The following is a 19,132-nucleotide window of genomic DNA, read 5'->3' as shown; positions in this document are numbered from 1 at the left end:
CTCAAGGAACGGACGCTTCCTTCGGTCCCGTTTCACCGGGGCCCTCCGGGCGCTTCCCTTCGTTCTTGCGTTTCCGACTCTATCAGACTCTTTCGCGTCCGATTCCCGGCCGAAGCGGGATCCTACTGATTCGCTTTCCAGTTCTTCGCTTTCGCGTTTCCCTTTCCGGCGAGTCCGACTCTATCAGATCCTTTCGGGCCTGATTCCCAGTCAGCGGGGGGTCGCCGTCCCGGCCCTTGGGCCGTTCCGACGAGTGAGACTTTAGCGGAATCCCGGGCCCCGACGCTAATCGGGTCACCTTCGAACGCTGATTCCCCATTTCGCACGTGTGCACGTAAAAACGCACGACAGATGTCGCTCGTTTCGAGTGGTTACTGCGGAATGGCTGTCCGGGGACCGACCGGGGTCGGCGCTCACGTCGGACAACTCGGAGCACACTACGGATCCGGTCCGGGCGTGTCAACCTCGCCCGGCCCTCCCCTGTCATGGAAGGCCAGCCTGTAGTCGCGCGGGCTGGTGTCCAGGTGCGTCGCGAAGTGCTGGCGCATCGTGATCTCGCTGCCGAACCCCGCGCGGCGGGCCACCTCCGGGACCGCCAGGTCGGTCCTCTCCAGGAGCTTCTGGGCTGCGGCGATGCGCTGGGTGATCAGCCAGCGCATCGGCGTCGTACCCGTCGTGGCCTGGAAACGGCGGGCGAACGTGCGAGCCGACATGCCGGCGCGGGCGGCCAGCCCGCTCACTGTGTGGGGCTCCGCCAGATGGGCCACCGCATGGGCGCGGGCCTCCGCGAGTGCGTCCGCGTCTCGGTCCTCACGTGGCGTGGGGTGCTCGATGAACTGCGCCTGGGACCCGGTGCGGAACGGAGCCGTGACCATCGAACGGGCGATCGTTGCCGCCGCCTCGGCTCCATGGGTCGTCCGCACCAGATGCAGACAGAGGTCGATTCCGGCCGCGGTGCCGGCCGAGGTCCAGATGTTGTCCTGGTGCAGGAAGAGGGCGTCCCGCATCACGGTCACCCGGGGATGCTGCGCCTGGAGCAGCTCGGTGAGGTTCCAGTGGGTGACGGCCCTGCGGCCGTCCAGGAGTCCGGCCTGGGCGAGCGTGAAAGCCCCGCCGCAGAGCGCCGCGAGCGGGGTGCCCCGGTCGTGGGCGCGACGCAGGGCTTCGAGCACCGCTCCGGGGGCGGGCGTCAGGTGGTCGTCCAGCCCCGGGACCACGATCAGGTCCGCGCGGGCCAGCCAGGCCAGGGTCCGGTCCGGGGTGAGGGACAGGCCGCCCCGGAGCTGGACGGGGTCCGGCTCGCTCGCCACGCGTCGCAGCTCGAAGGCGGGAACCCCACGGTCCGTGCGGTCCACTCCCCAGACCTCCGTGATGACCGAGACGTCGAAGGCCCGCACGCCGGGAAAGGCGACCAGGGCGATGCGTCCGGGGCGGTTCGGCGTGGCGGTCATGGTGGCAGTAAAGCATCGATCGATGGCTTTCCGGCTTCTGGGAACGGACCGCAGCCGGGAGGACAGTGATGCCTATGGAGATCGCGGAGAACGCAGCGCTCGTGGTGGTCGATGTACAGCAGGGATTCGAGGAGGAGGAGTACTGGGGGCCGCGTGACAACCCGGAGGCCGATCGGAACATCGCGGAGCTGATCGATGCCTGGCAGGCGAGCGCCAGGCCGGTCGTCTTCGTACGGCATGACTCGCCGAAGCCGGATTCGCCCCTGCGGGTGGGGTATTCGGGGAACGCGTTCAAGGAGTACGTCGAGGAGCGGCGAGGAAAGGGCCGGGGGCCGGAGCTGTTCCTGACGAAGTCGGTGAACTCCGCCTTCTACGGAACTCCCGGTCTGGACACCTGGCTGCGGGAGGCCGGAGTACGGCAGTTCGTGGTGGCGGGAATCCAGACGAACATGTGCGCGGAGACGACGGCGCGCATGGGCGGCAATCTCGGCTACGAGGTGTTCTTCGCGCTCGACGCGACGTACACCTTCGACGAGGTGGGCCCGTGGGGCTGGAAGCTGAGCGCGCGGGAGCTGTCGCGGGCCACCGCCGTGACGTTGCACGGCGGTGGGTTCGCGGAGGTGGTGCGCAGCGCGGAGCTGGTGGCCGCGGTGAAGTAGCCGGCTACCGGCCCGGGCGGTCAGCCGTTGCCCGTCGCAAGCTCCCGGCTTCGGTCGCGGGCCGCTTCGAGTGCGGCGATGAGAGCGGCCCGCACGCCGTGGTTCTCCAGTTCCCGGATGGCGCTGATGGTGGTGCCGGCCGGGCTGGTGACGGCCTCGCGGAGCTTGACCGGGTGTTCGCCGCTGTCCCGGAGCATGACCGCCGCGCCGATGGCGGCCTGGACGATCAGGTCATGGGCCTGGGCGCGGGGCAGGCCGAGCAGGATGCCGGCGTCGGTCATCGCCTCGACGAGGAAGTAGAAGTACGCGGGTCCCGAGCCGGAGAGCGCCGTGGCGGCGTCCTGCTGGGACTCGGGGACCCGGAGCGTCTTGCCGACGCCGCCGAAGATGGCCTCGGCGTGGTCGAGGTGCTCGGCGGTGGCGTGGCTGCCGGCGGAGATGACGGACATGCCCTCGTCCACCAGGACGGGGGTGTTCGGCATGACGCGTACGACCGGGGTGCCGGGGGCGAGGCTGTCCTCGATGAAACCGGTCGTGATGCCGGCGGCGGCACTGATGACGAGGCGGTCTGCGGTGACGTGCGGGGCGAGCTCGTCGAGGAGCTTTCCCATGTCCTGGGGTTTGACCGCGAGAATGAGGATGTCGGCGCTCTTGGCTGCCTCGGCGTTCGTGACCGCCTCGACGCCGTAGCGGGTACGGAGCTTCTCGGCGCGCTCGGCGCGGCGGGTGGTCACCAGCAGGTCGCGCACCGGCCAGCCTGCCCTGATCATGCCGCTGAGCAGGGCCTCGCCGATCTTTCCTGTACCGAGGACTGCGACTGTCTGGGTCATGCGGTTCATCCTCCGGGTGGCTCATCGTTGGCGGCCATCCTCGCACCGCGCCGTCAGCCGGTGCGGCGGCGGAGGGTGGCGGCGCCCAGACAGAGGACGAGCAGGGCGCAGCCGGCGACGATCAGGATGTCGCGGTAGAAGTCGGCGGTGATGTCGGTGTGGGTGAGGACCTGGTTCATCCCGTCGACGGCGTACGACATCGGCAGGACGTCGGAGACGGTTTCGAGCACCGGGTGCATCCGGTCGCGCGGTGTGAACAGTCCGCACAGCAGCAGCTGCGGGAAGATCACGGCGGGCATGAACTGGACCGCCTGGAACTCCGAGGCGGCGAAGGCCGAGACGAACAGGCCGAGCGCCGTGCCGAGGAGCGCGTCGAGCAGGGCGACCAGGAGCAGCAGCCAAGGGGATCCGACGACGTCCAGTCCGAGGACCCAGACGGACATCGCGGTGGCCAGGAGCGACTGGGCGACGGCGACGGCCCCGAAGGCCAGTGCGTATCCGGCGATCAGGTCGCCCTTGCCGAGTGGCATGGCGAGGAGGCGTTCCAGGGTGCCCGAGGTGCGTTCGCGGAGGGTGGCGATCGAGGTCACGAGGAACATCGTGATCAGCGGGAAGATGCCGAGCAGCGAGGCGCCGATGGCGTCGAAGGTCCGGGCGTCCGCGTCGAAGACGTAGCGCAGGAGCGTGATCATCAGGACCGGGACGATCAGCAGCAGCGCAATGGTCCGGGGGTCGTGACGGAGCTGGCGCAGGACGCGTCCGGCGGTGGCGAGGGTCCGGGCCGGGGAGAGTGCGGGGGCGTCGGTGCTCATCGGCTCTCCTGACGGGCGGCTGCCTCGTCCGCGGCTGCCTCGTCCGCGGCTGCCTCGTCCACGAGGTGGAGAAACGCCTCTTCGACGGTGGCGGAGCCGGTACGGGTGCGGAGGGCGTCGGGGGTGTCGTCGGCGAGGATCCGGCCCTCGCGCATGAGCAGCAGCCGGTGGCAGCGTTCCGCCTCGTCCATGACGTGGGAGGAGACGAGGATCGTGGTGCCCCGGTCGGCGGCGAGGGTGTGGAAGAGGTCCCAGAGATCGCGGCGCAGCACGGGGTCGAGGCCGACGGTCGGCTCGTCGAGGACCAGGAGCTCGGGGGTGCCGAGCAGGGCGACGGCGAGGGAGACGCGGCTGAGCTGGCCGCCGGAGAGGTTCCCGGCGAGTGCGTCGGCGTGGCTGGTGAGGTCGACGTCCCCGATGGCGCGGGTGACGGCTTCCTCGCGGTGGGCCCGGTGGGCGCGGCCCGGCTGGAGCACTGCCGCGAAGTAGTCCAGGTTCTGCCTGACGGTGAGGTCCGAGTAGACCGACGGGGCCTGGGTGACGTAGCCGACGCGGGCCCGCAGGGAGGGGTGGCCTGCGGGGCGGCCCAGGACGTCGAGGGTGCCCGTGACCTTGGCCTGGGTGCCGACGACGGCCCTCATGAGCGTGGACTTGCCGCAGCCCGACGGGCCGAGGAGGCCGGTGATCCTGCCCGGCTCGACGGTGAAGCCGAGGCCGCGCAGGACGGTGCGGTCTCCTCGTACGACGGTGAGGGCGCGGGCCTCCACGGCCCTCACGTCCGCAGTTCGGAGAGAATTCATCATGTGATGAATATGATCCCGCCGAGGGCGCCGCGTCAAGGGACACGGCACACCGGGTCAGGGCGGGCTGCGGTCGGGGGATCAGGACATCCGGCGATCAGCGGTCAGGGGATCAGCACGGCGAGTTCGACCACGTAACGCTCCTCGACCATGCCGTCGGGGAACACGGCGGCCAGGTGCCGGCGCTCCTCTTCCATGAACCTGCGGGTCGGCTCCTCGCCGGCCGCGCCGAGCACCAGGAAGGCGGAGTGGCTGGCGAGGTTGGCGAGATGTGTGCCGACCGGCACCGTCCGGGACCACGGCAGCAGCCGCTGCGCGAACTCGCCTCCGGAGAGCTGCGAAAGGTTCCGCGAATCGGCCGGTGTGCCGTGGGCGCTGTCGTCCGCGCCGAGGTGGCGGCGCAGCCGGGTGTCCTGGTCGGCGATCCAGCGGACGGAGTCGTCGGAGACGTTCCACCAGAGCGCCAGCGCACCACCGGGGCGCAGGACGCGGCGCGCTTCCGGGAGGGCCAGGGCGGGGTCCGTCCAGTGCCAGGACTGGGCGTAGGTGATCAGTTCGGCCGACGCGGTGGCCAGCGGAAGACGGTTGCCGTCGCCCCGGACGACGGGGACGGACGGCAGCGACCGGTGCAGCTCACCCGCCATGCCGGGGCCCGGCTCCACGGCCGTGACAAGGGCGCCCCGGGCGTGCAGCAACCGGGTGGCGATGCCCGTTCCCGCGCCGACGTCGACGGTGCGGGCGCCACTGAGGGGGCGGCCGGCCAGCTCCTCGACGGTGTCCAGGAGAGCGGGCGGGTATCCGGGGCGCGCGGCTGCGTACTGTGCGGCGGCGCTGTCGAACGACAGGGCGCGGGGCGTGGATGAGGTCATGCGTTCATCGTGCACGCGCCTCGGCGCACGCGGGGGTGGAAAGCGTCAGTCCTACCTGCGCCCGGAGCGCTTCCCCTTGGCGCCCTTGGCACCCTTGCGGGCCGCCGGGTTGCCGGCCCGGGAGGAGCGGCGCTTCGTGTACCGGTCGAGCGCCGTCTCGTACTCCGTACGACGCAGCTTCTCGCCCGGTGCCTCCTGGAACGAGCGGATGAAGTAGGCGAGCAGCGAGCCGATGAAGCCGATCGACTTGAGGCCGCGCAGCCTGTCGTCGTGGGACGGGTCGGCGGGGCGGCGGGTGAAGCCCTCCCAGGTCTTGCGGAAGGCGATGGCGCTGCACACCGCGAACATCAGCACGACGAGCATGCCGACGAGGCTGCCGACCTCGGCGATCTCCAGGCCCTGGTAGGCGAAGCGCAGGACGAAGCACGCGGCGACGGCCGCGGCGAGCGAGCCGATGGTGGCACCCGCGCGCCGCAGCCCGTACCCGCCGTCGTGGTCGACCCAGGTCGTACCGAAGAAACGGAGGGATTCGGGCTGCGGGCCCGGTGCGGTGGAGCCCGAAGGCACGGCCGAGGGCGTTCCGGAGGCTTCGCTGTTCTCGCTCACGGAGTCGATTATCCCCGTACGCGTGCCGGTTCCGTGACGACCGCGCGTGGGATCGTCAGTCGCAGCGCGGGGCGATGTAGCCGTCACTGCCCGTGTGGACATAGGCGTCCGACACGAACTGGCCGTTGGCGATGTTGTCCCAGACGTTCGACGTGCCGTACGGACCGGACACCCGTTCCCCCGGCTTCTGGCAGTACACCGGAACGCTCATCCCGTACGGCAGGGTCCGGACGATCCCGTACTGCGTGCCGGGTCCCCTGCGGACGTTGACGCGGTAGCCGGGAGCGATCGGGTAGACGACGGTGCCCGCGGCGAGCGTCTCCAACTCCTCCTCCGTGACCGCCTCGGCGACCGCGCCGTCCGTGGTGACTGTGCCGGCGATGTTCTCTTCAACACCCATGAGGGCCTCCCCCGTTGAAAGCGATGCGTGTGACGCGCAGGCTAACAAGCCCCACGCTTCTCGCACGCACCATCGACTAGGCTCCGTGCGTCGCGCTTGCGCACGAACACACGGGGGTGGGCGATGCCGCCGCTGCGAGGGACCGGATCTCATCCGGAAGCGGAGCATCCTGGGTACGCCGGGCAGTACCGGCTCGAGGCATGTCTCGGAGCGGGCGGCATGGGTGTCGTGCACCTGGCACGCTCCGCGTCCGGGCTGCAGCTCGCGGTCAAGGTGGTGCACCGCCAGCACGCGGCCGACCCGGAGTTCAGGGCGCGTTTCCGGCAGGAGGTCGCGGCCGCACGGCGCGTCAGCGGAGCGTTCACCGCGCCGGTCGTGGACGCCGATCCGGGGGCGGCGCTGCCCTGGATGGCCACCCTGTACGTCCCCGGCCCGACGCTCGCCGCGCAGGTGAAGCGGAACGGGCCGATGAGCCCCGCCGAGCTGCGCAGGCTCACGGCCGGGCTCGCCGAGGCGCTGCGCGACATCCACCGTGCCGGTGTCATCCACCGGGATCTCAAGCCGAGCAACGTGCTGCTCCCCGACTCCGGGCCCAAGGTCATCGACTTCGGCATCTCCCGGCCGTACGACAGCGATCTCCGCACGGAGACGGGCAAGCTGATCGGCTCGCCGCCGTACATGGCGCCCGAGCAGTTCCAGCGGCCCCGCGAGGTCGGCCCCGCCGCGGACGTGTTCGCGCTCGGGGCGGTGCTGGTCCACGCGGCGACCGGGCGGGGGCCCTTCGACTCGGACAGTCCGTATCTCGTGGCCTACCAGGTGGTGCACGACGAAGCCGATCTGGCCGGGGTGCCGGCGGATCTCGCGCCCCTGGTCGGGCGTTGCCTCGCCAAGGACCCCGGTGAGCGCCCCACCCCGGACGAGATCATGACCGCGCTGCACCCTCCGTCGTACGAGGCCGCCGCCTTCATACCCGTCCAGCGCAGGCCGGTCGCCGCCGAGTCCGTCGAGTCCCTGGAGGCGGACGAGGGGGCCGACGAGGGGACGACGCATGTGCGGGCGGCGGACGGGCTGCCGTCCGGGGCGGGTCCGGCCGCGAGCCGTCGCACGCGGCGCCGGCTCGCGGCCGTCGCCGCGGCGGCGGTGCTGGTGGCCGGAGGGTTCTGGGCGGTCGAAGGCCTGGGCTCCGGCTCCGGGGTGCCGGAGCCGGAGCCCGGTGCGAAGAAGGGGAGCGCGGCGGCCTTCGTACCGTGGCAGACACCGCTGCTGTCGCAGGGCGGCTCCACACCGTCGTGCACCCTGGGGGCGGCGGCCCCGGCGCTGTACTGCGTCTCCGCCGGCTACGGCACGGTCCGGCTGGACTCCTCGGACGGCCGGGAGGTCTGGGCTCACCGGGACACGTCGCCGAAGAACTCCGAGGGCCCGAGTCCCTCCGGCGCGGTCTCCGGGAGCGTGGCGTACACCGTCGTGGCGAGCGGCGCGATCCGCGCGTACTCCCCCGACAAGGGCACAGAACTCTGGCACGGGGATCTCTCCGCGTACCTCGACGCGCCCTTCCCCGCGGGTGACACCCTGCTGACGGCCCGCCAGGACGGGACGCTCCAGGCACTCGACGCGGCGACCGGCGAATCCCGGTGGCGGCGCTCCGTCCCGGGGCACGCGGCGCCGGGCTACGCGCTGTACGAGGCCGGGACCGGGCTCGCGTACGCGTACGAGAGTTCGGCGCAGGGGACCACCACCCTGGTCACGGCCATCGAGGCGAAGACCGGCGTGACGGCCTGGCAGCGCAGGCTGGACGGGATGCTCACCCCCGCCGGTACGTCGGACGGGTCGCTCGTGCTGACCTCGATGAACCAGAAGGCGCAGACCACCGGGCTCGTCCGCTACGACCCGGTGCTGCGGACCACGACCCGCGTTCCGCTGCCCTTCCGGATGGACGGGCCGGAGACCGTGATGGACGGGGAGACCGCCCTGCTGCTGGAGCGCGGCGGGACGCTGCTGGCTGTCGACGTACGTCCGGGCGCCGGGCGGGCCGAGCGGTGGCGGCTGGAGACGGCGGTCAGCACGACCTCGGCGCCGGTCGTCGGAGCGGGCGGCCGGCTGTACTTCTCGGCCGCCGACGGGCGGCTGCTCGCCGTCGACACGGAACACGGGACGCTGCTCGGCCAGACGCGTCCCCGGCTGAGGGGCGGGAAGCTCAGCCACGCGTCGTCCCTGCCCTCCCCCGTCGTCGTGGGCCGGAGCGTCATCGGCACCGCGCCCGACGGGTCCGTCTTCGCCGTGGACGCGGACGACCCCGCCCACTGGTGAGACCAGGGACGGGGCCGTACGGGGTAGCCAGGGGTCAGCCGAGCTTGGAGACGTCGCGGACGGCGCCCTTGTCCGCGCTGGTCGCCATCGCCGCGTACGCGCGCAGCGCCTGGGAGACCTTGCGGTCGCGGTCCTTCGGGGCGTAGACGCCGCCGAGGGCCTGGTCGCGGCGGGCCAGCTCCTCGTCGGACACCAGGAGCTCGATCGTGCGGTTCGGGATGTCGATCGCGATCCGGTCGCCGTCCTGCACCAGGGCGATGGTGCCGCCGGACGCGGCCTCAGGGGAGGCGTGCCCGATGGACAGGCCCGAGGTGCCGCCGGAGAAACGGCCGTCGGTCACCAGGGCGCAGGTCTTGCCGAGCCCGCGCCCCTTGAGGAACGACGTCGGGTAGAGCATCTCCTGCATGCCGGGGCCGCCCTTGGGGCCCTCGTAGCGGATGACGACGACGTCGCCGTGCGTGATCTCCTTACGGAGGATCTTGTCGACGGCCTCGTCCTGGGACTCGCAGACGACCGCGGGGCCCTCGAACGTCCAGATCGACTCGTCGACGCCGGCCGTCTTCACGACGCAGCCGTCGACGGCCAGGTTGCCCTTGAGGACCGCGAGGCCGCCGTCCTTGGAGTAGGCGTGCTCGACCGAGTGGATGCAGCCGCCGGCCGCGTCCGTGTCGAGGGACTCCCAGCGCTCCGACTGGGAGAAGGCGGTCGCCGAGCGCTTGCACCCGGGGGCCGCGTACCAGAGTTCGAGCGACTCGGCGGAGGGTGAGCCGCCGCGCACGTCCCAGGTCTTGAGCCATTCGTCGAGGGAGGCCGCGTGCACGCTGTGGACGTTCTCGTTGAGCAGGCCTCCTCGGTACAGCTCGCCGAGGATGGCGGGGATGCCGCCCGCGCGGTGCACGTCCTCCATGTAGTACGTCCCGCCGGGCGCCACGTTGGGGGCGACCTTCGCGAGGCAGGGGACCCGCCGGGAGATCTCGTCCATCTCCGGGAGGCCGAAGTCGAGCTCGGCCTCCTGGGCCGCGGCCAGCAGGTGGAGGATCGTGTTGGTGGAGCCGCCCATGGCGATGTCGAGGGCCATGGCGTTCTCGAAGGCCTCGCGGGTGGCGATGTTGCGGGGCAGGACGGAGTGGTCGTCCTCCCCGTAGTGCCGCTCGGTGATCTCGACGACCGTGCGGGCGGCGTTCTCGTACAGCGCCTTGCGGCCGGTGTGGGTGGCGAGGAGCGAGCCGTTGCCCGGAAGCGCCAGGCCGATGGCCTCCGCCAGGCAGTTCATCGAGTTGGCGGTGAACATGCCCGAACAGCTGCCGCAGGTCGGGCAGGCGTTCTCCTCGATGCGGAGGATGTCCGCATCGGAGATCTTGTCGTTGACGGCGTCCGAGATCGCGTCGACCAGGTCGAGGGTGCGGACCGTGCCGTCGACGAGGGTGGTCTTGCCGGCCTCCATCGGGCCGCCGGAGACGAAGACCGTCGGGATGTTGAGGCGCAGTGCGGCCATCAGCATCCCGGGGGTGATCTTGTCGCAGTTGGAGATGCAGATCAGGGCGTCGGCGCAGTGGGCCTCGACCATGTACTCGACGCTGTCCGCGATGAGGTCACGGGAGGGCAGGCTGTAGAGCATCCCGCCGTGTCCCATGGCGATCCCGTCGTCCACCGCGATCGTGTTGAACTCGCGGGGCACCGCGCCCGCCGCATGGATCGCCTCGGAGACGATCCGGCCGACCGGGGCGAGGTGGGTGTGACCAGGGACGAACTCGGTGAAGGAGTTGGCGACCGCGATGATCGGCTTACCGATGTCCTCACTGGCTACGCCGGACGCGCGCATAAGGGCGCGGGCGCCCGCCATGTTGCGGCCGTGGGTGACAGTGCGGGACCTCAGCTGGGGCATCGTCGATCGCTCCTTCGACAGAAAAGACTGTCTCTGAGCGTACGCCTCCCGTGCCAAGATCTGGACACAGCGTCCGGAATGCGGGATGTGACGCTCAACGGGTGGGCAGGGCGGGAGCCTCCCGCTCGCCCCCCGTCTCCCGCTCGCCCCCGCCACCCGCTCGCCCCGCCACCCGCTCGTCACACCGCCGGAAGCGTCACACCGCCGGAAGCGCCAGCACGCGTTCGGCGTGCAGCGCGGCCAGCCGCTTCTCGCCACCGGAGACCACGTACCACTGCTCGACCGAGCCCGAGCCGTCGTTGTAGGTCCAGCGGAGCTTCCCGTCACGCGCGTCGTAGGCCTGGACGCCGCCCTTCTTGTCGAACTCCGTCGCCCCGTACAGGGTGTCCCCCACCTTGGCGAACTGGAGCGGGACCGAGACCTCGCGCAGGTCGTCGGTGTTGTGCCACCGCTGCTTGCCCGTGGCGGCGTCGACGGCCCACAGGGAGTGGGCGCTGTCCGAGACGTAGAGCACCCCTTCGAGGAGGGTCGGCCCGTTGAACGTGTCGAACTCCTCGGTCTTCACCGCCCAGCGCTCGGCGCCGTCGTCCAGACCGAAGGAGCGCAGCTGCCTGCCGTCGGCGACGACCACCGCCCCGTCGTGGACGGCGATCCTCTCGAAGTTGGCCCTGCTGATCTTCTTCGTCCACAGCTGCCGTCCGGTCGTGGTGTCGCGGACCGTCAGGTTCTTGCGGAGGTCGGTGTAGACGAGACGCTCGCCGAACACCGCGGAGGTGAGACCGGACTCGTCGGTCCCGGTGTCCCGCCTCTCGCTCCAGACGGCCTTGCCCGTACGGATGTCGATGGCGGCGATCACATTCGTCCGGGAGCTGAGGTCCTTCTCCTGGATGCCCGCGATCACGTACACGCGTTCGGTGTCGGCGCCGACGGGCCGGGGCTGGTTGTACTTCCCCTCCAGGCGGCTGCGCCATGTCTCCTTGCCGGTGGCCGGGTCGAGACCCACGAGATCGCCGTCGTACTCGCCGCTCGCCAGATAGAGCGTGTCCCCGCCCATGATCAGCCGTGCGCCCGGCTGGACGGCGCCCGGCAGCGACCACAGCTTCTTGCCGGTGGCGACGGAACGGCCCACCAGAGGATCGCCGGCGACCAGGACCACGCTCCCCACGACGGCGAGCACCTCGTGGTTGCCGTGGGTGCCCACATCGGTCTTCTCCTGCCACAGGGCGCGCGGGGCGGTCCCGGCGGGCGGTGTCGTGAACGCGTCCCCGCCGCCCTCGCCGCTCCCGCCGGGCTTCGGCTCCCCGGTGCCGCCGGAGGCGTCGGCCTCCTCGGGTCCGCACGCGGTCATGACCGCTCCGGCGAGCACCAGGCCGAGTCCCGCACCCGCCAGCCTCAGCAGCCGCCTCCGCGGCAGTGCGGCGCCCATGCCGTCCTGCGGCCCGTCCGGCCTGCGCCCGGCTCCGGTCGTCACGCTCATGATCGTCTCCCCCACCGTTGTCCACGCCGTACGTCGGCCCGGATGATCCCGGACAGCCAACCACCAGGATCCGGTTACGGCCGGTGTCCGGTACCGACTCGCGACATCGTTGTGATGTCACCGGCACAGCCGTCACACGTGCAGGACCCGGATCACCCGTCGCCCAGATACCGCTGGAGTGTGGGGGCCACCATCGCGATGATCTTCTCGGGGTCCGCGGAGGCCAGGGGTTCGGCGCGGACGACGTACCGCAGGATCGCGATACCGATCATGTGCGAGGCCGCCAGCTCGGCGCGGAAGGTCGGGTCGGGCACGTCCAGCTCCGCCGCGATCCGCTCCATCAGCCGGCGCAGCACGAAGCCGCGCAGCACCTTCGCCGCCGCCTCGTGCGTGAGCGCTGAGCGGAGGATCGCCAGCAGCGGCGCCCGGGACACCGGGTTCTCCCATACGCCGATGAAGTACCGGGCCAGCCGCTCCCCGAGGGCGTCCGCGGGGCCGCCGAGGACCTGGGGGAGGACGAGGGCGGGCTCGAAGGAGAGCTCGATGGCCGCGGCGAAGAGCTCGTCCTTCGTACCGAAGTAGTGGTGGACCAGGGCCGCGTCGACGCCCGCCGCCCTGGCGACGCCCCGGATCGACGTCTTGTCGTAGCCCCGTTCGGCGAACTCCGTGCGGGCCGCCTCCAGGATCCGGGCCTTGGCGTCGGGGCCGGTGGCGCCCGCGGTACGGGAGGGGCGGCCCCTGCGCCGGGGCGCCGGGCCGTCGGCGCCGGGGGTCACGTGCGGGGCGTCCGCGCCGACGACGCCAGATGGAGCCGGGTGAAGGCGAGCGCCTCCGCGAGATCGGCCTCACGCTCGGCCGACGACATGGCGCGGCGGGTGTTGACCTCGATGACCACATGGCCGTCGAAGCCGGTACGGGCCAGCCGCTCCAGCAGCTCCGCGCAGGGCTGGTCGCCCCGGCCGGGCACGAGGTGCTCGTCCTTGCCCGAGCCCTTGCCGTCGGCGAGGTGGACATGGGCGAGCCGGTCGCCCATCCGGTCGACCATGGCGAGGCTGTCGGTGCGCGCGGTCGAGGTGTGCGAGAGGTCCACGGTGAAGTGCCGGTAGTCGTCGTTGCTGACGTCCCAGGCGGGGGCGTACGCGAGCATCTCGCGGTCCCGGTAGCGCCAGGGGTACATGTTCTCCACCGCGAAGCGCACGTCCGTCTCGTCCGCCATGCGCCAGATACCGGAGACGAAGTCGCGGGCGTAGTTCCGCTGCCACCGGAACGGCGGGTGGACGACCACCGCCGAGGCACCGAGCTTCTCCGCCGCGGCCCTGGCCCGCTGGAGCTTCACCCACGGGTCGGTGGACCAGACCCGCTGGGTGATCAGCAGACAGGGCGCGTGCACGGCCAGGATCGGCACCTGGTGATAGTCCGACAGCCGTTGCAGCGCCTCGACGTCCTGGCTGACGGGGTCGGTCCAGACCATGACCTCGACACCGTCGTAGCCCAGGCGCGCGGCGATCTCGAAGGCCGTCGCCGTCGACTCCGGATAGACGGAAGCCGTCGACAGGGCGACCTTCGCATCCGGGATGCGCACCACTGGTTCTGCCACGTGGACAGGGTACGGGCAGCGGCGGGCGAGTCCGAGGGAGCCCGGCTGAAAGTGACGAGGCCCATGAGGGGTGTCCGCCGGGATCAGGCCAGCGCCGCCTGCTCCGCGGGCAGGTGGTCGAGCCGGCGCAGGATGACCCCCTCGCGCAGCGCCCAGGGGCAGATCTCCAGCTCCTCGATCCCGAACAGGTCCATCGCGCCCTCGGCGACGAGCGCACCGGCCAGGAGCTGCGCGGCGCGCCCCTCGGTGACCCCGGGCAGATTCCCCCGCTGCTCGACGGTCATCGCCGACAGCTTCGGCACCCACTCCTCCAGGGCCTTGCGGGTGAGGACGCGCTGCACGTACAGCCCCTCGGCGGAGCGGGCGGCACCCGTGATCCTGGCGAGCTGGCGGAAAGTCTTGGAGGTCCCGACGACGTGGTCGGGCGGCCCCAGCCGGGTGAACTCGCCGACCGTACGGGCGATACCTGCGCGGACATGGCGGCGCAGCGCCTTCACAGCTGTGGGGTCCGGCGGGTCGCCGGGGAGCCAGGCGGCGGTGAGCCGGCCGGCGCCGAAGGGCAGCGAGACAGCGGCGTCGGGCTCCTCGTCCATCCCGTAGCCGACCTCCAGCGAACCACCGCCGATGTCGAGGACCAGCAGCTTCCCCGCGGACCAGCCGAACCAGCGGCGGGCCGCCAGGAAGGTCAGCCTGGCCTCCTCCTCACCGCTGAGGACGGCGAGGGTGACACCGGTCTCGTCCCGCACCCGGGCCAGCACCTGGTCCGCGTTGCGGGCCTCACGCACGGCGGAGGTGGCGAAGGCCAGCACGTCCTCGCAGCCCTTGTCCTCGGCTGCCTGGAGGGCGTCGGCGACCGTCGTCACGAGGCGGTCGACGCCTTCGGGGCCGATCGCCCCGTCCGGGTCGAGGAGTTCGGCGAGCCGCAATTCGGCCTTGTGCGAGTGCGCGGGAAGCGGGCGGGCGCCGGGATGAGCGTCGACCACCAGCAGGTGCACCGTGTTCGACCCCACGTCGAGGACTCCGAGTCTCATACGGGAACGCTACTGCGGCTTACTCTGGGCACGTGCCAAAGACGAAAAAGGCGAAGCCGGACAAAGCCACGAAGAAGCAGCAGAAGACGAAGCAGGAGATGCGGCAGCCGGACACGACAGGGCCGGACGGGCCCGACGAGAAGGGACTCGACTTCGCGCGGGCCTGGGTCGAGTTCCCCGACCCCGCCGACGACGAGCAGATCTTCCGCTGCGACCTGACCTGGCTGACGTCCAGGTGGACCTGCATCTTCGGCAGCGGCTGCCAGGGCATCCAGGCGGGCCGCGCGGACGACGGCTGCTGCACGCTGGGTGCGCACTTCTCCGACGAGGACGACGAGAAGCGGGTGGCCGGGCACGTGGCACGGCTCACACCGGAGGTGTGGCAGTTCCACGACGTCGGCACGGACACCGGCTGGGTCGGTGTCGACGAGGACGGCGAGCGCCAGACGCGGCGCTGGGAGGGCTCCTGCATCTTCCAGAACCGTCCCGGGTTCGCGGGCGGCATGGGCTGTTCCCTGCACATCCTGGCCCTCAAGGAGGGCAAGGAGCCGCTGGAGACCAAGCCCGACGTGTGCTGGCAGCTGCCGGTCCGCCGTACGTACGACTGGATCGAACGGCCCGACGACACGCGCGTGCTCCAGATCTCCATCGGGGAGTACGACCGCCGCGGCTGGGGCCCCGGTGGTCATGATCTGCACTGGTGGTGCACCTCGGCGACGTCCGCGCACGGGGCCGGCGACCCGGTCTATGTGTCGTACCGGCCCGAGCTCACCGAGCTGATGGGCAAGGAGGCGTACGACCGGCTGGCCGAGCTGTGCGAGCAGCGGCTGGCGTCGCTGCTGCCGATGGCGCCGCATCCGGCCGACCCGGCCTGAGGCGAGGCCCTCGGGGCGGCTTCCGTCCGCGCGACGGCGCCCGCCCGACGGCGCCCCGGTGCACGGCGCACAAACGTTCCGCCGCGCACCGGGGCGCCGTCGCGCGTCAGCCCGCCGGTCCGGAAGGGCCGCCCGGACCCGTCGTCGGGCCGGACGACGGGCCGGGCTCGGTGGAGCCGCCGGACGGTGACGTGGTGGGGCCGGGGGAGTCCGGTCCTTCGGTCGGCGGTTCCGTCGGCGTCGGCGTCGGGTCCGGCGAACCTGTGGGGTCGGTGGGTTCCGTGGGGCCCGGGGTGGGATCCGTCGACGGGGGTGGGGAGGTCGGTGTGGGGCTCGGGGGCCCGGACGACGGATCCGGGGACGGCTCCGGACTTCCGGGGCGCGGGGCCGTGGCGCCGTAACCGGTGATCGCGACCGCGGACCCGGACGGGGCGAGCAGGACGCGTGCGCTCCACCGGCCCCGGGGCTCCGCCGCGCGGTTCACGAACACATGGAGGGTGACGCTCCGGCCGGGTGCGACCGTGCCGGACGTACGGCTGAGGTGCAGCCACGGGGCGTCCGCCCGGGCCGACCAGACGACGGCCCTGTCGCCGGTCGCGGTCAGGGTGATCGTCGTACGGCCGCCGGAGGAGCGGGCCGTGACCGCGAGCGAGGCCGCTCCGTCCCGGCCGGCGCCGACACTGATGACCTCGACCGAGATGTCCGGGCTCCCGGCGTCGTCCGTGAATCCGTCGCTCCCGTCGGGGCTGGCGTTGCCGGCGTTCTCGTAGTGGCCGCGCGGATCGCCGTCGGATCCGGACTCCCCGTCCACATCGCTCGCCGTGACCGATGTGCCTCGGTCCTCACCGGTCAGCGGCGCACCCCGGTAGGCGGCCCACAGGGCGATCACCGGGGCGGCGACGACCGTCGCCACGACTGTCGTGGTCACCACACGGGCGCGCAGCCGGTCCCGGCGCGCGGCATGGTCCTTGGGGTCCAGCGGAAAGCCCGTCCTGCCGAAGCGCGGGGCACCGGACCGGGAGCGCCGAGCGTGTGTCAGGGCGACGTGCACCGAGGGGCGGGGCGCCTCGACGACTGGCAGCGCGGCGGCCGGGGTGACGGTCGCGCCGGGCCAGGGCCCCGCCGCTCCGGCCCGCTCCGCGGCGCGGCGGCAGCGGGGGCAGTCGTCGACGTGCCGGACGAGCTCGCGGCGCAGGGCCGCCGAGAGGAGCACCTGATGGGCACCGGTGAGCCGGGTGACGGAGGGGCAGTTGCCCGTCTCCACGACGGCGAGGGCGGCGCGGGTGCGCTCCACCTCGCAGGCCGCACCGGCCAGGAGCTCCCGGGCGCTGCCGGGGTCGAGCCCGAGCACGGCGGCCACGGCGCGCGGGGTGAGCCCGTGGCGCACGGCGAGCTCCAGCGCCTCGCGCTGCTCGGGGGTGGTACCCGCCGCCTCAGGCCAGGCCAGCTGCGCGAGTTCGCGCCGGTGCGCTTCGGCCGCCGGGGACTCCGTCGGACATCCGGGAGCGCCGGCTTCCTCCGGAGCGCCGTGGGAGCCCCGGGGACGGGCCGCGCGGGCGCCTTCGCGCGGCCCGGAACCACGCGGGGAGAGCGTCGGCCGGCGGTGCGCCTGGCGGCCGCGCCGCTGCTCGGTGAGGACTCGCAGGCACGTCCATCTGGCCAGGGCGTACAGCCAGGATTTACGTTCCTCCTCGGCCGCGGGGCACCGGTTCTCCTGCCGCTCGGCGATCGCCAGGACCGCGCCGAGCGCCTCGGTGGCCGCCTCGTGCTCACAGAGCACGGAGAGGCAGTAGGTGAACAGGCCGTCGAGATACGGCTCGTATTGTGCGGACGATCGCTGCGCCGAGGGGCGCGCCTCGCGGCGGTGCGCCCGGTGTACGCCGGTGGTGTGTGTGGGGGTCTCCAGCCTGCTGCTCGTCACGTGGCGACCGTAGGCAGATACGGCCGGAACCCTGACGGCACTTTCCGACATTTAATCCTTACGGGTGATGGTCTCCCTCGAAAGGGGACAGGAATCCCGTATTCCGTCGGAATTACCGCATCGGGCACATGTTCGACCACCGTGCCCACGACCGGCGCTGTCAGACCCCACCTATACGGTGACGCCATGGCTGCCCGTACGAAATCCGCGAAGGACCGCCCGTCCTACCGCTGCACCGAATGCGGCTGGACGACGGCCAAATGGCTCGGCCGCTGCCCCGAGTGCCAGGCCTGGGGGACGGTCGAGGAGTTCGGCGGCGCCCCCGCGATCCGTACGACGGCGGCGGGCCGGGTCTCCACCGCCGCGGTGCCGATCGGCCAGGTCGACAGCCGGCAGGCCACCGCGCGCTCGACCGGGGTCGGTGAGCTGGACCGCGTGCTCGGCGGGGGCCTCGTCCCCGGCGCCGTCGTGCTGCTCGCGGGCGAGCCGGGCGTCGGCAAGTCGACGCTGCTGCTGGACGTGGCCGCCAAGGCGGCGAGCGACGACCACCGCACCCTCTATGTCACCGCCGAGGAGTCCGCCAGCCAGGTGCGGATGCGGGCCGACCGGATCCGGGCGATCAACGACCACCTGTATCTGGCCGCGGAGACCGACCTCTCCGCGGTCCTGGGACATCTGGACGCGGTCAAGCCGTCCCTCCTCGTCCTCGACTCCGTGCAGACCGTCGCCTCGCCGGAGATCGAGGGCGCGCCCGGCGGCATGGCGCAGGTCCGCGAGGTCGCCGGCGCGCTCATCAGGGCCTCGAAGGAGCGCGGCATGTCGACGATCCTGGTGGGCCATGTGACCAAGGACGGCGCGATCGCCGGCCCGCGCCTCCTGGAGCACCTCGTCGACGTGGTGCTGTCCTTCGAGGGCGACCGGCACGCGCGCCTCCGTCTCGTGCGGGGCATCAAGAACCGGTACGGCGCCACGGACGAGGTCGGCTGCTTCGAGCTGCACGACGAGGGAATCACCGGCCTGGCCGACCCCTCCGGGCTCTTCCTCACCCGCCGTGACGAGCCCGTTCCCGGCACCTGCCTGACGGTCACGCTGGAGGGCAAGCGTCCGCTCGTCGCCGAGGTGCAGGCGCTGACGGTCGACTCGCAGATCCCCTCGCCCCGGCGCACCACCTCCGGCCTGGAGACCTCCCGGGTCTCGATGATGCTGGCCGTTCTCGAACAGCGGGGGCGGATCAGCGCCCTCGGCAAGCGGGACATCTACAGCGCCACGGTGGGCGGCGTGAAGCTCACCGAACCGGCCGCGGACCTCGCGATCGCCCTGGCTCTGGCCAGCGCGGCGAGCGACACACCGCTCCCGAAGAACCTCGTCGCGATCGGTGAGGTGGGGCTCGCCGGGGAGGTCAGAAGGGTGACGGGGGTCCAGCGAAGGCTGGCGGAGGCGTACCGTCTCGGGTTCAAGCACGCCCTGGTTCCGAGGGACCCAGGACAGGTCCCGGCCGGTATGAAGGTCACAGAAGTGGCCGACATGGGCGACGCCCTGAGAGTCCTTCCCCGCCGCTCTCGGCCGGACGGACCACAGGAGGACGGCGCACGCCGGTAGACTTTGCCCTGGT

17 protein-coding genes are annotated in these 19,132 nt (G+C 71.9%); 4 read left to right on the top strand and 13 right to left on the bottom strand.

Translation table 11 applies throughout. The annotated features are described in order from the left end of the window. Nucleotides 1-437: 437 nt before the first annotated feature. Nucleotides 438-1,451 (bottom strand): GlxA family transcriptional regulator, encoded by a 1,014-nt coding sequence (locus ACIREO_RS34330; protein ID WP_404117491.1) that lies wholly within the window; start codon nt 1,449-1,451, stop codon nt 438-440. A gap of 74 nt (nt 1,452-1,525) precedes the next feature. Here ACIREO_RS34330 and ACIREO_RS34325 point away from each other — a divergent pair, with 74 nt between their 5' ends. Further along, nucleotides 1,526-2,110, top strand: a complete 585-nt coding sequence (locus ACIREO_RS34325; RefSeq protein WP_404117489.1) for a cysteine hydrolase family protein — start codon at nt 1,526-1,528, stop codon at nt 2,108-2,110. A gap of 20 nt (nt 2,111-2,130) precedes the next feature. On the opposite strand, the gene proC is transcribed toward ACIREO_RS34325, so the two are convergent. The 6 genes from proC to ACIREO_RS34295 all read right to left on the bottom strand — a co-directional run bounded on the left by proC (nt 2,131) and on the right by ACIREO_RS34295 (nt 6,427). Beyond that, nucleotides 2,131-2,940, bottom strand: a complete 810-nt coding sequence (proC, locus tag ACIREO_RS34320; protein WP_404117487.1) for a pyrroline-5-carboxylate reductase — start codon at nt 2,938-2,940, stop codon at nt 2,131-2,133. A gap of 53 nt (nt 2,941-2,993) precedes the next feature. Next, nucleotides 2,994-3,752 (bottom strand): ABC transporter permease, encoded by a 759-nt coding sequence (locus ACIREO_RS34315; RefSeq protein ID WP_404117486.1) that lies wholly within the window; start codon nt 3,750-3,752, stop codon nt 2,994-2,996. Further along, the gene (locus ACIREO_RS34310; protein WP_404117484.1) at nt 3,749-4,555 is read right to left on the bottom strand and encodes an ABC transporter ATP-binding protein; all 807 of its coding nucleotides are present in this window, start codon (nt 4,553-4,555) and stop codon (nt 3,749-3,751) included. Before ACIREO_RS34310 ends, ACIREO_RS34315 begins: the two co-directional genes overlap by 4 nt. Before the next feature lie 101 nt (nt 4,556-4,656). Further along, nucleotides 4,657-5,421: a class I SAM-dependent methyltransferase gene (locus ACIREO_RS34305; RefSeq protein ID WP_404117482.1), complete on the bottom strand. Its 765-nt coding sequence runs from the start codon at nt 5,419-5,421 to the stop codon at nt 4,657-4,659. 51 nt (nt 5,422-5,472) lie between these two features. Beyond that, complete coding sequence (locus ACIREO_RS34300) at nt 5,473-6,027, bottom strand: hypothetical protein (RefSeq protein WP_404117479.1); 555 nt, start codon at nt 6,025-6,027, stop codon at nt 5,473-5,475. 55 nt (nt 6,028-6,082) lie between these two features. Beyond that, nucleotides 6,083-6,427, bottom strand: coding sequence for an SH3 domain-containing protein (locus ACIREO_RS34295; protein WP_404117476.1), 345 nt, complete (start codon nt 6,425-6,427; stop codon nt 6,083-6,085). A 123-nt stretch (nt 6,428-6,550) separates the two neighbouring features. Between ACIREO_RS34295 and ACIREO_RS34290 the strand changes: the two genes are divergently transcribed. Next, nucleotides 6,551-8,734 (top strand): PQQ-binding-like beta-propeller repeat protein, encoded by a 2,184-nt coding sequence (locus tag ACIREO_RS34290; RefSeq protein WP_404117522.1) that lies wholly within the window; start codon nt 6,551-6,553, stop codon nt 8,732-8,734. 34 nt (nt 8,735-8,768) lie between these two features. On the opposite strand, the gene ilvD is transcribed toward ACIREO_RS34290, so the two are convergent. From ilvD to ACIREO_RS34265, 5 genes are all read right to left on the bottom strand, one after another. Continuing rightward, complete coding sequence (gene ilvD / locus ACIREO_RS34285; RefSeq protein ID WP_404117474.1) at nt 8,769-10,619, bottom strand: dihydroxy-acid dehydratase; 1,851 nt, start codon at nt 10,617-10,619, stop codon at nt 8,769-8,771. 196 nt (nt 10,620-10,815) lie between these two features. Then, nucleotides 10,816-12,045 (bottom strand): PQQ-binding-like beta-propeller repeat protein, encoded by a 1,230-nt coding sequence (locus ACIREO_RS34280; protein ID WP_404117519.1) that lies wholly within the window; start codon nt 12,043-12,045, stop codon nt 10,816-10,818. A 203-nt stretch (nt 12,046-12,248) separates the two neighbouring features. Further along, nucleotides 12,249-12,872, bottom strand: coding sequence for a TetR family transcriptional regulator (locus ACIREO_RS34275; RefSeq protein ID WP_404117472.1), 624 nt, complete (start codon nt 12,870-12,872; stop codon nt 12,249-12,251). Beyond that, on the bottom strand, nt 12,869-13,678 hold the full coding sequence (locus ACIREO_RS34270) for a sugar phosphate isomerase/epimerase family protein (protein ID WP_404117516.1): 810 nt from the start codon (nt 13,676-13,678) through the stop codon (nt 12,869-12,871). The genes ACIREO_RS34275 and ACIREO_RS34270 overlap by 4 nt, the downstream gene beginning before the upstream one ends. Before the next feature lie 98 nt (nt 13,679-13,776). Then, nucleotides 13,777-14,724 carry a Ppx/GppA family phosphatase gene (locus tag ACIREO_RS34265; RefSeq protein WP_404117470.1) on the bottom strand — a complete coding sequence of 316 codons (948 nt, stop codon included), beginning with the start codon at nt 14,722-14,724 and terminating at the stop codon, nt 13,777-13,779. A gap of 32 nt (nt 14,725-14,756) precedes the next feature. Here ACIREO_RS34265 and ACIREO_RS34260 point away from each other — a divergent pair, with 32 nt between their 5' ends. Continuing rightward, nucleotides 14,757-15,599: a hypothetical protein gene (locus ACIREO_RS34260; protein WP_404117468.1), complete on the top strand. Its 843-nt coding sequence runs from the start codon at nt 14,757-14,759 to the stop codon at nt 15,597-15,599. Nucleotides 15,600-15,705: 106 nt separating this feature from the next. On the opposite strand, the gene ACIREO_RS34255 is transcribed toward ACIREO_RS34260, so the two are convergent. Continuing rightward, complete coding sequence (locus tag ACIREO_RS34255; protein ID WP_404117466.1) at nt 15,706-17,571, bottom strand: hypothetical protein; 1,866 nt, start codon at nt 17,569-17,571, stop codon at nt 15,706-15,708. 135 nt (nt 17,572-17,706) lie between these two features. Between ACIREO_RS34255 and radA the strand changes: the two genes are divergently transcribed. Continuing rightward, the gene (gene radA / locus ACIREO_RS34250) at nt 17,707-19,119 is read left to right on the top strand and encodes a DNA repair protein RadA (protein ID WP_404117463.1); all 1,413 of its coding nucleotides are present in this window, start codon (nt 17,707-17,709) and stop codon (nt 19,117-19,119) included. Nucleotides 19,120-19,132 lie beyond the last annotated feature (13 nt).

Source organism: Streptomyces sp. NPDC102441, assembly GCF_044765585.1.
Lineage (GTDB): Bacteria > Actinomycetota > Actinomycetes > Streptomycetales > Streptomycetaceae > Streptomyces.
The sequence above is the reverse complement of the archived record's forward strand: the minus strand, read 5'-3'. Positions and strand labels throughout refer to the sequence as shown.

Coding starts and splice junctions, on each gene's coding strand:
- ACIREO_RS34330 (WP_404117491.1), bottom strand. CDS start 1,451: ATGACCGCCACGCCGAACCGCCCCGGACGCATCGCCCTGGTCGCCTTT.
- ACIREO_RS34325 (WP_404117489.1), top strand. CDS start 1,526: ATGGAGATCGCGGAGAACGCAGCGCTCGTGGTGGTCGATGTACAGCAG.
- proC (WP_404117487.1), bottom strand. CDS start 2,940: ATGACCCAGACAGTCGCAGTCCTCGGTACAGGAAAGATCGGCGAGGCC.
- ACIREO_RS34315 (WP_404117486.1), bottom strand. CDS start 3,752: ATGAGCACCGACGCCCCCGCACTCTCCCCGGCCCGGACCCTCGCCACC.
- ACIREO_RS34310 (WP_404117484.1), bottom strand. CDS start 4,555: ATGATGAATTCTCTCCGAACTGCGGACGTGAGGGCCGTGGAGGCCCGC.
- ACIREO_RS34305 (WP_404117482.1), bottom strand. CDS start 5,421: ATGACCTCATCCACGCCCCGCGCCCTGTCGTTCGACAGCGCCGCCGCA.
- ACIREO_RS34295 (WP_404117476.1), bottom strand. CDS start 6,427: ATGGGTGTTGAAGAGAACATCGCCGGCACAGTCACCACGGACGGCGCG.
- ACIREO_RS34290 (WP_404117522.1), top strand. CDS start 6,551: ATGCCGCCGCTGCGAGGGACCGGATCTCATCCGGAAGCGGAGCATCCT.
- ilvD (WP_404117474.1), bottom strand. CDS start 10,619: ATGCCCCAGCTGAGGTCCCGCACTGTCACCCACGGCCGCAACATGGCG.
- ACIREO_RS34280 (WP_404117519.1), bottom strand. CDS start 12,045: ATGGGCGCCGCACTGCCGCGGAGGCGGCTGCTGAGGCTGGCGGGTGCG.
- ACIREO_RS34265 (WP_404117470.1), bottom strand. CDS start 14,724: ATGAGACTCGGAGTCCTCGACGTGGGGTCGAACACGGTGCACCTGCTG.
- ACIREO_RS34255 (WP_404117466.1), bottom strand. CDS start 17,571: ATGTCGGAAAGTGCCGTCAGGGTTCCGGCCGTATCTGCCTACGGTCGC.
- radA (WP_404117463.1), top strand. CDS start 17,707: ATGGCTGCCCGTACGAAATCCGCGAAGGACCGCCCGTCCTACCGCTGC.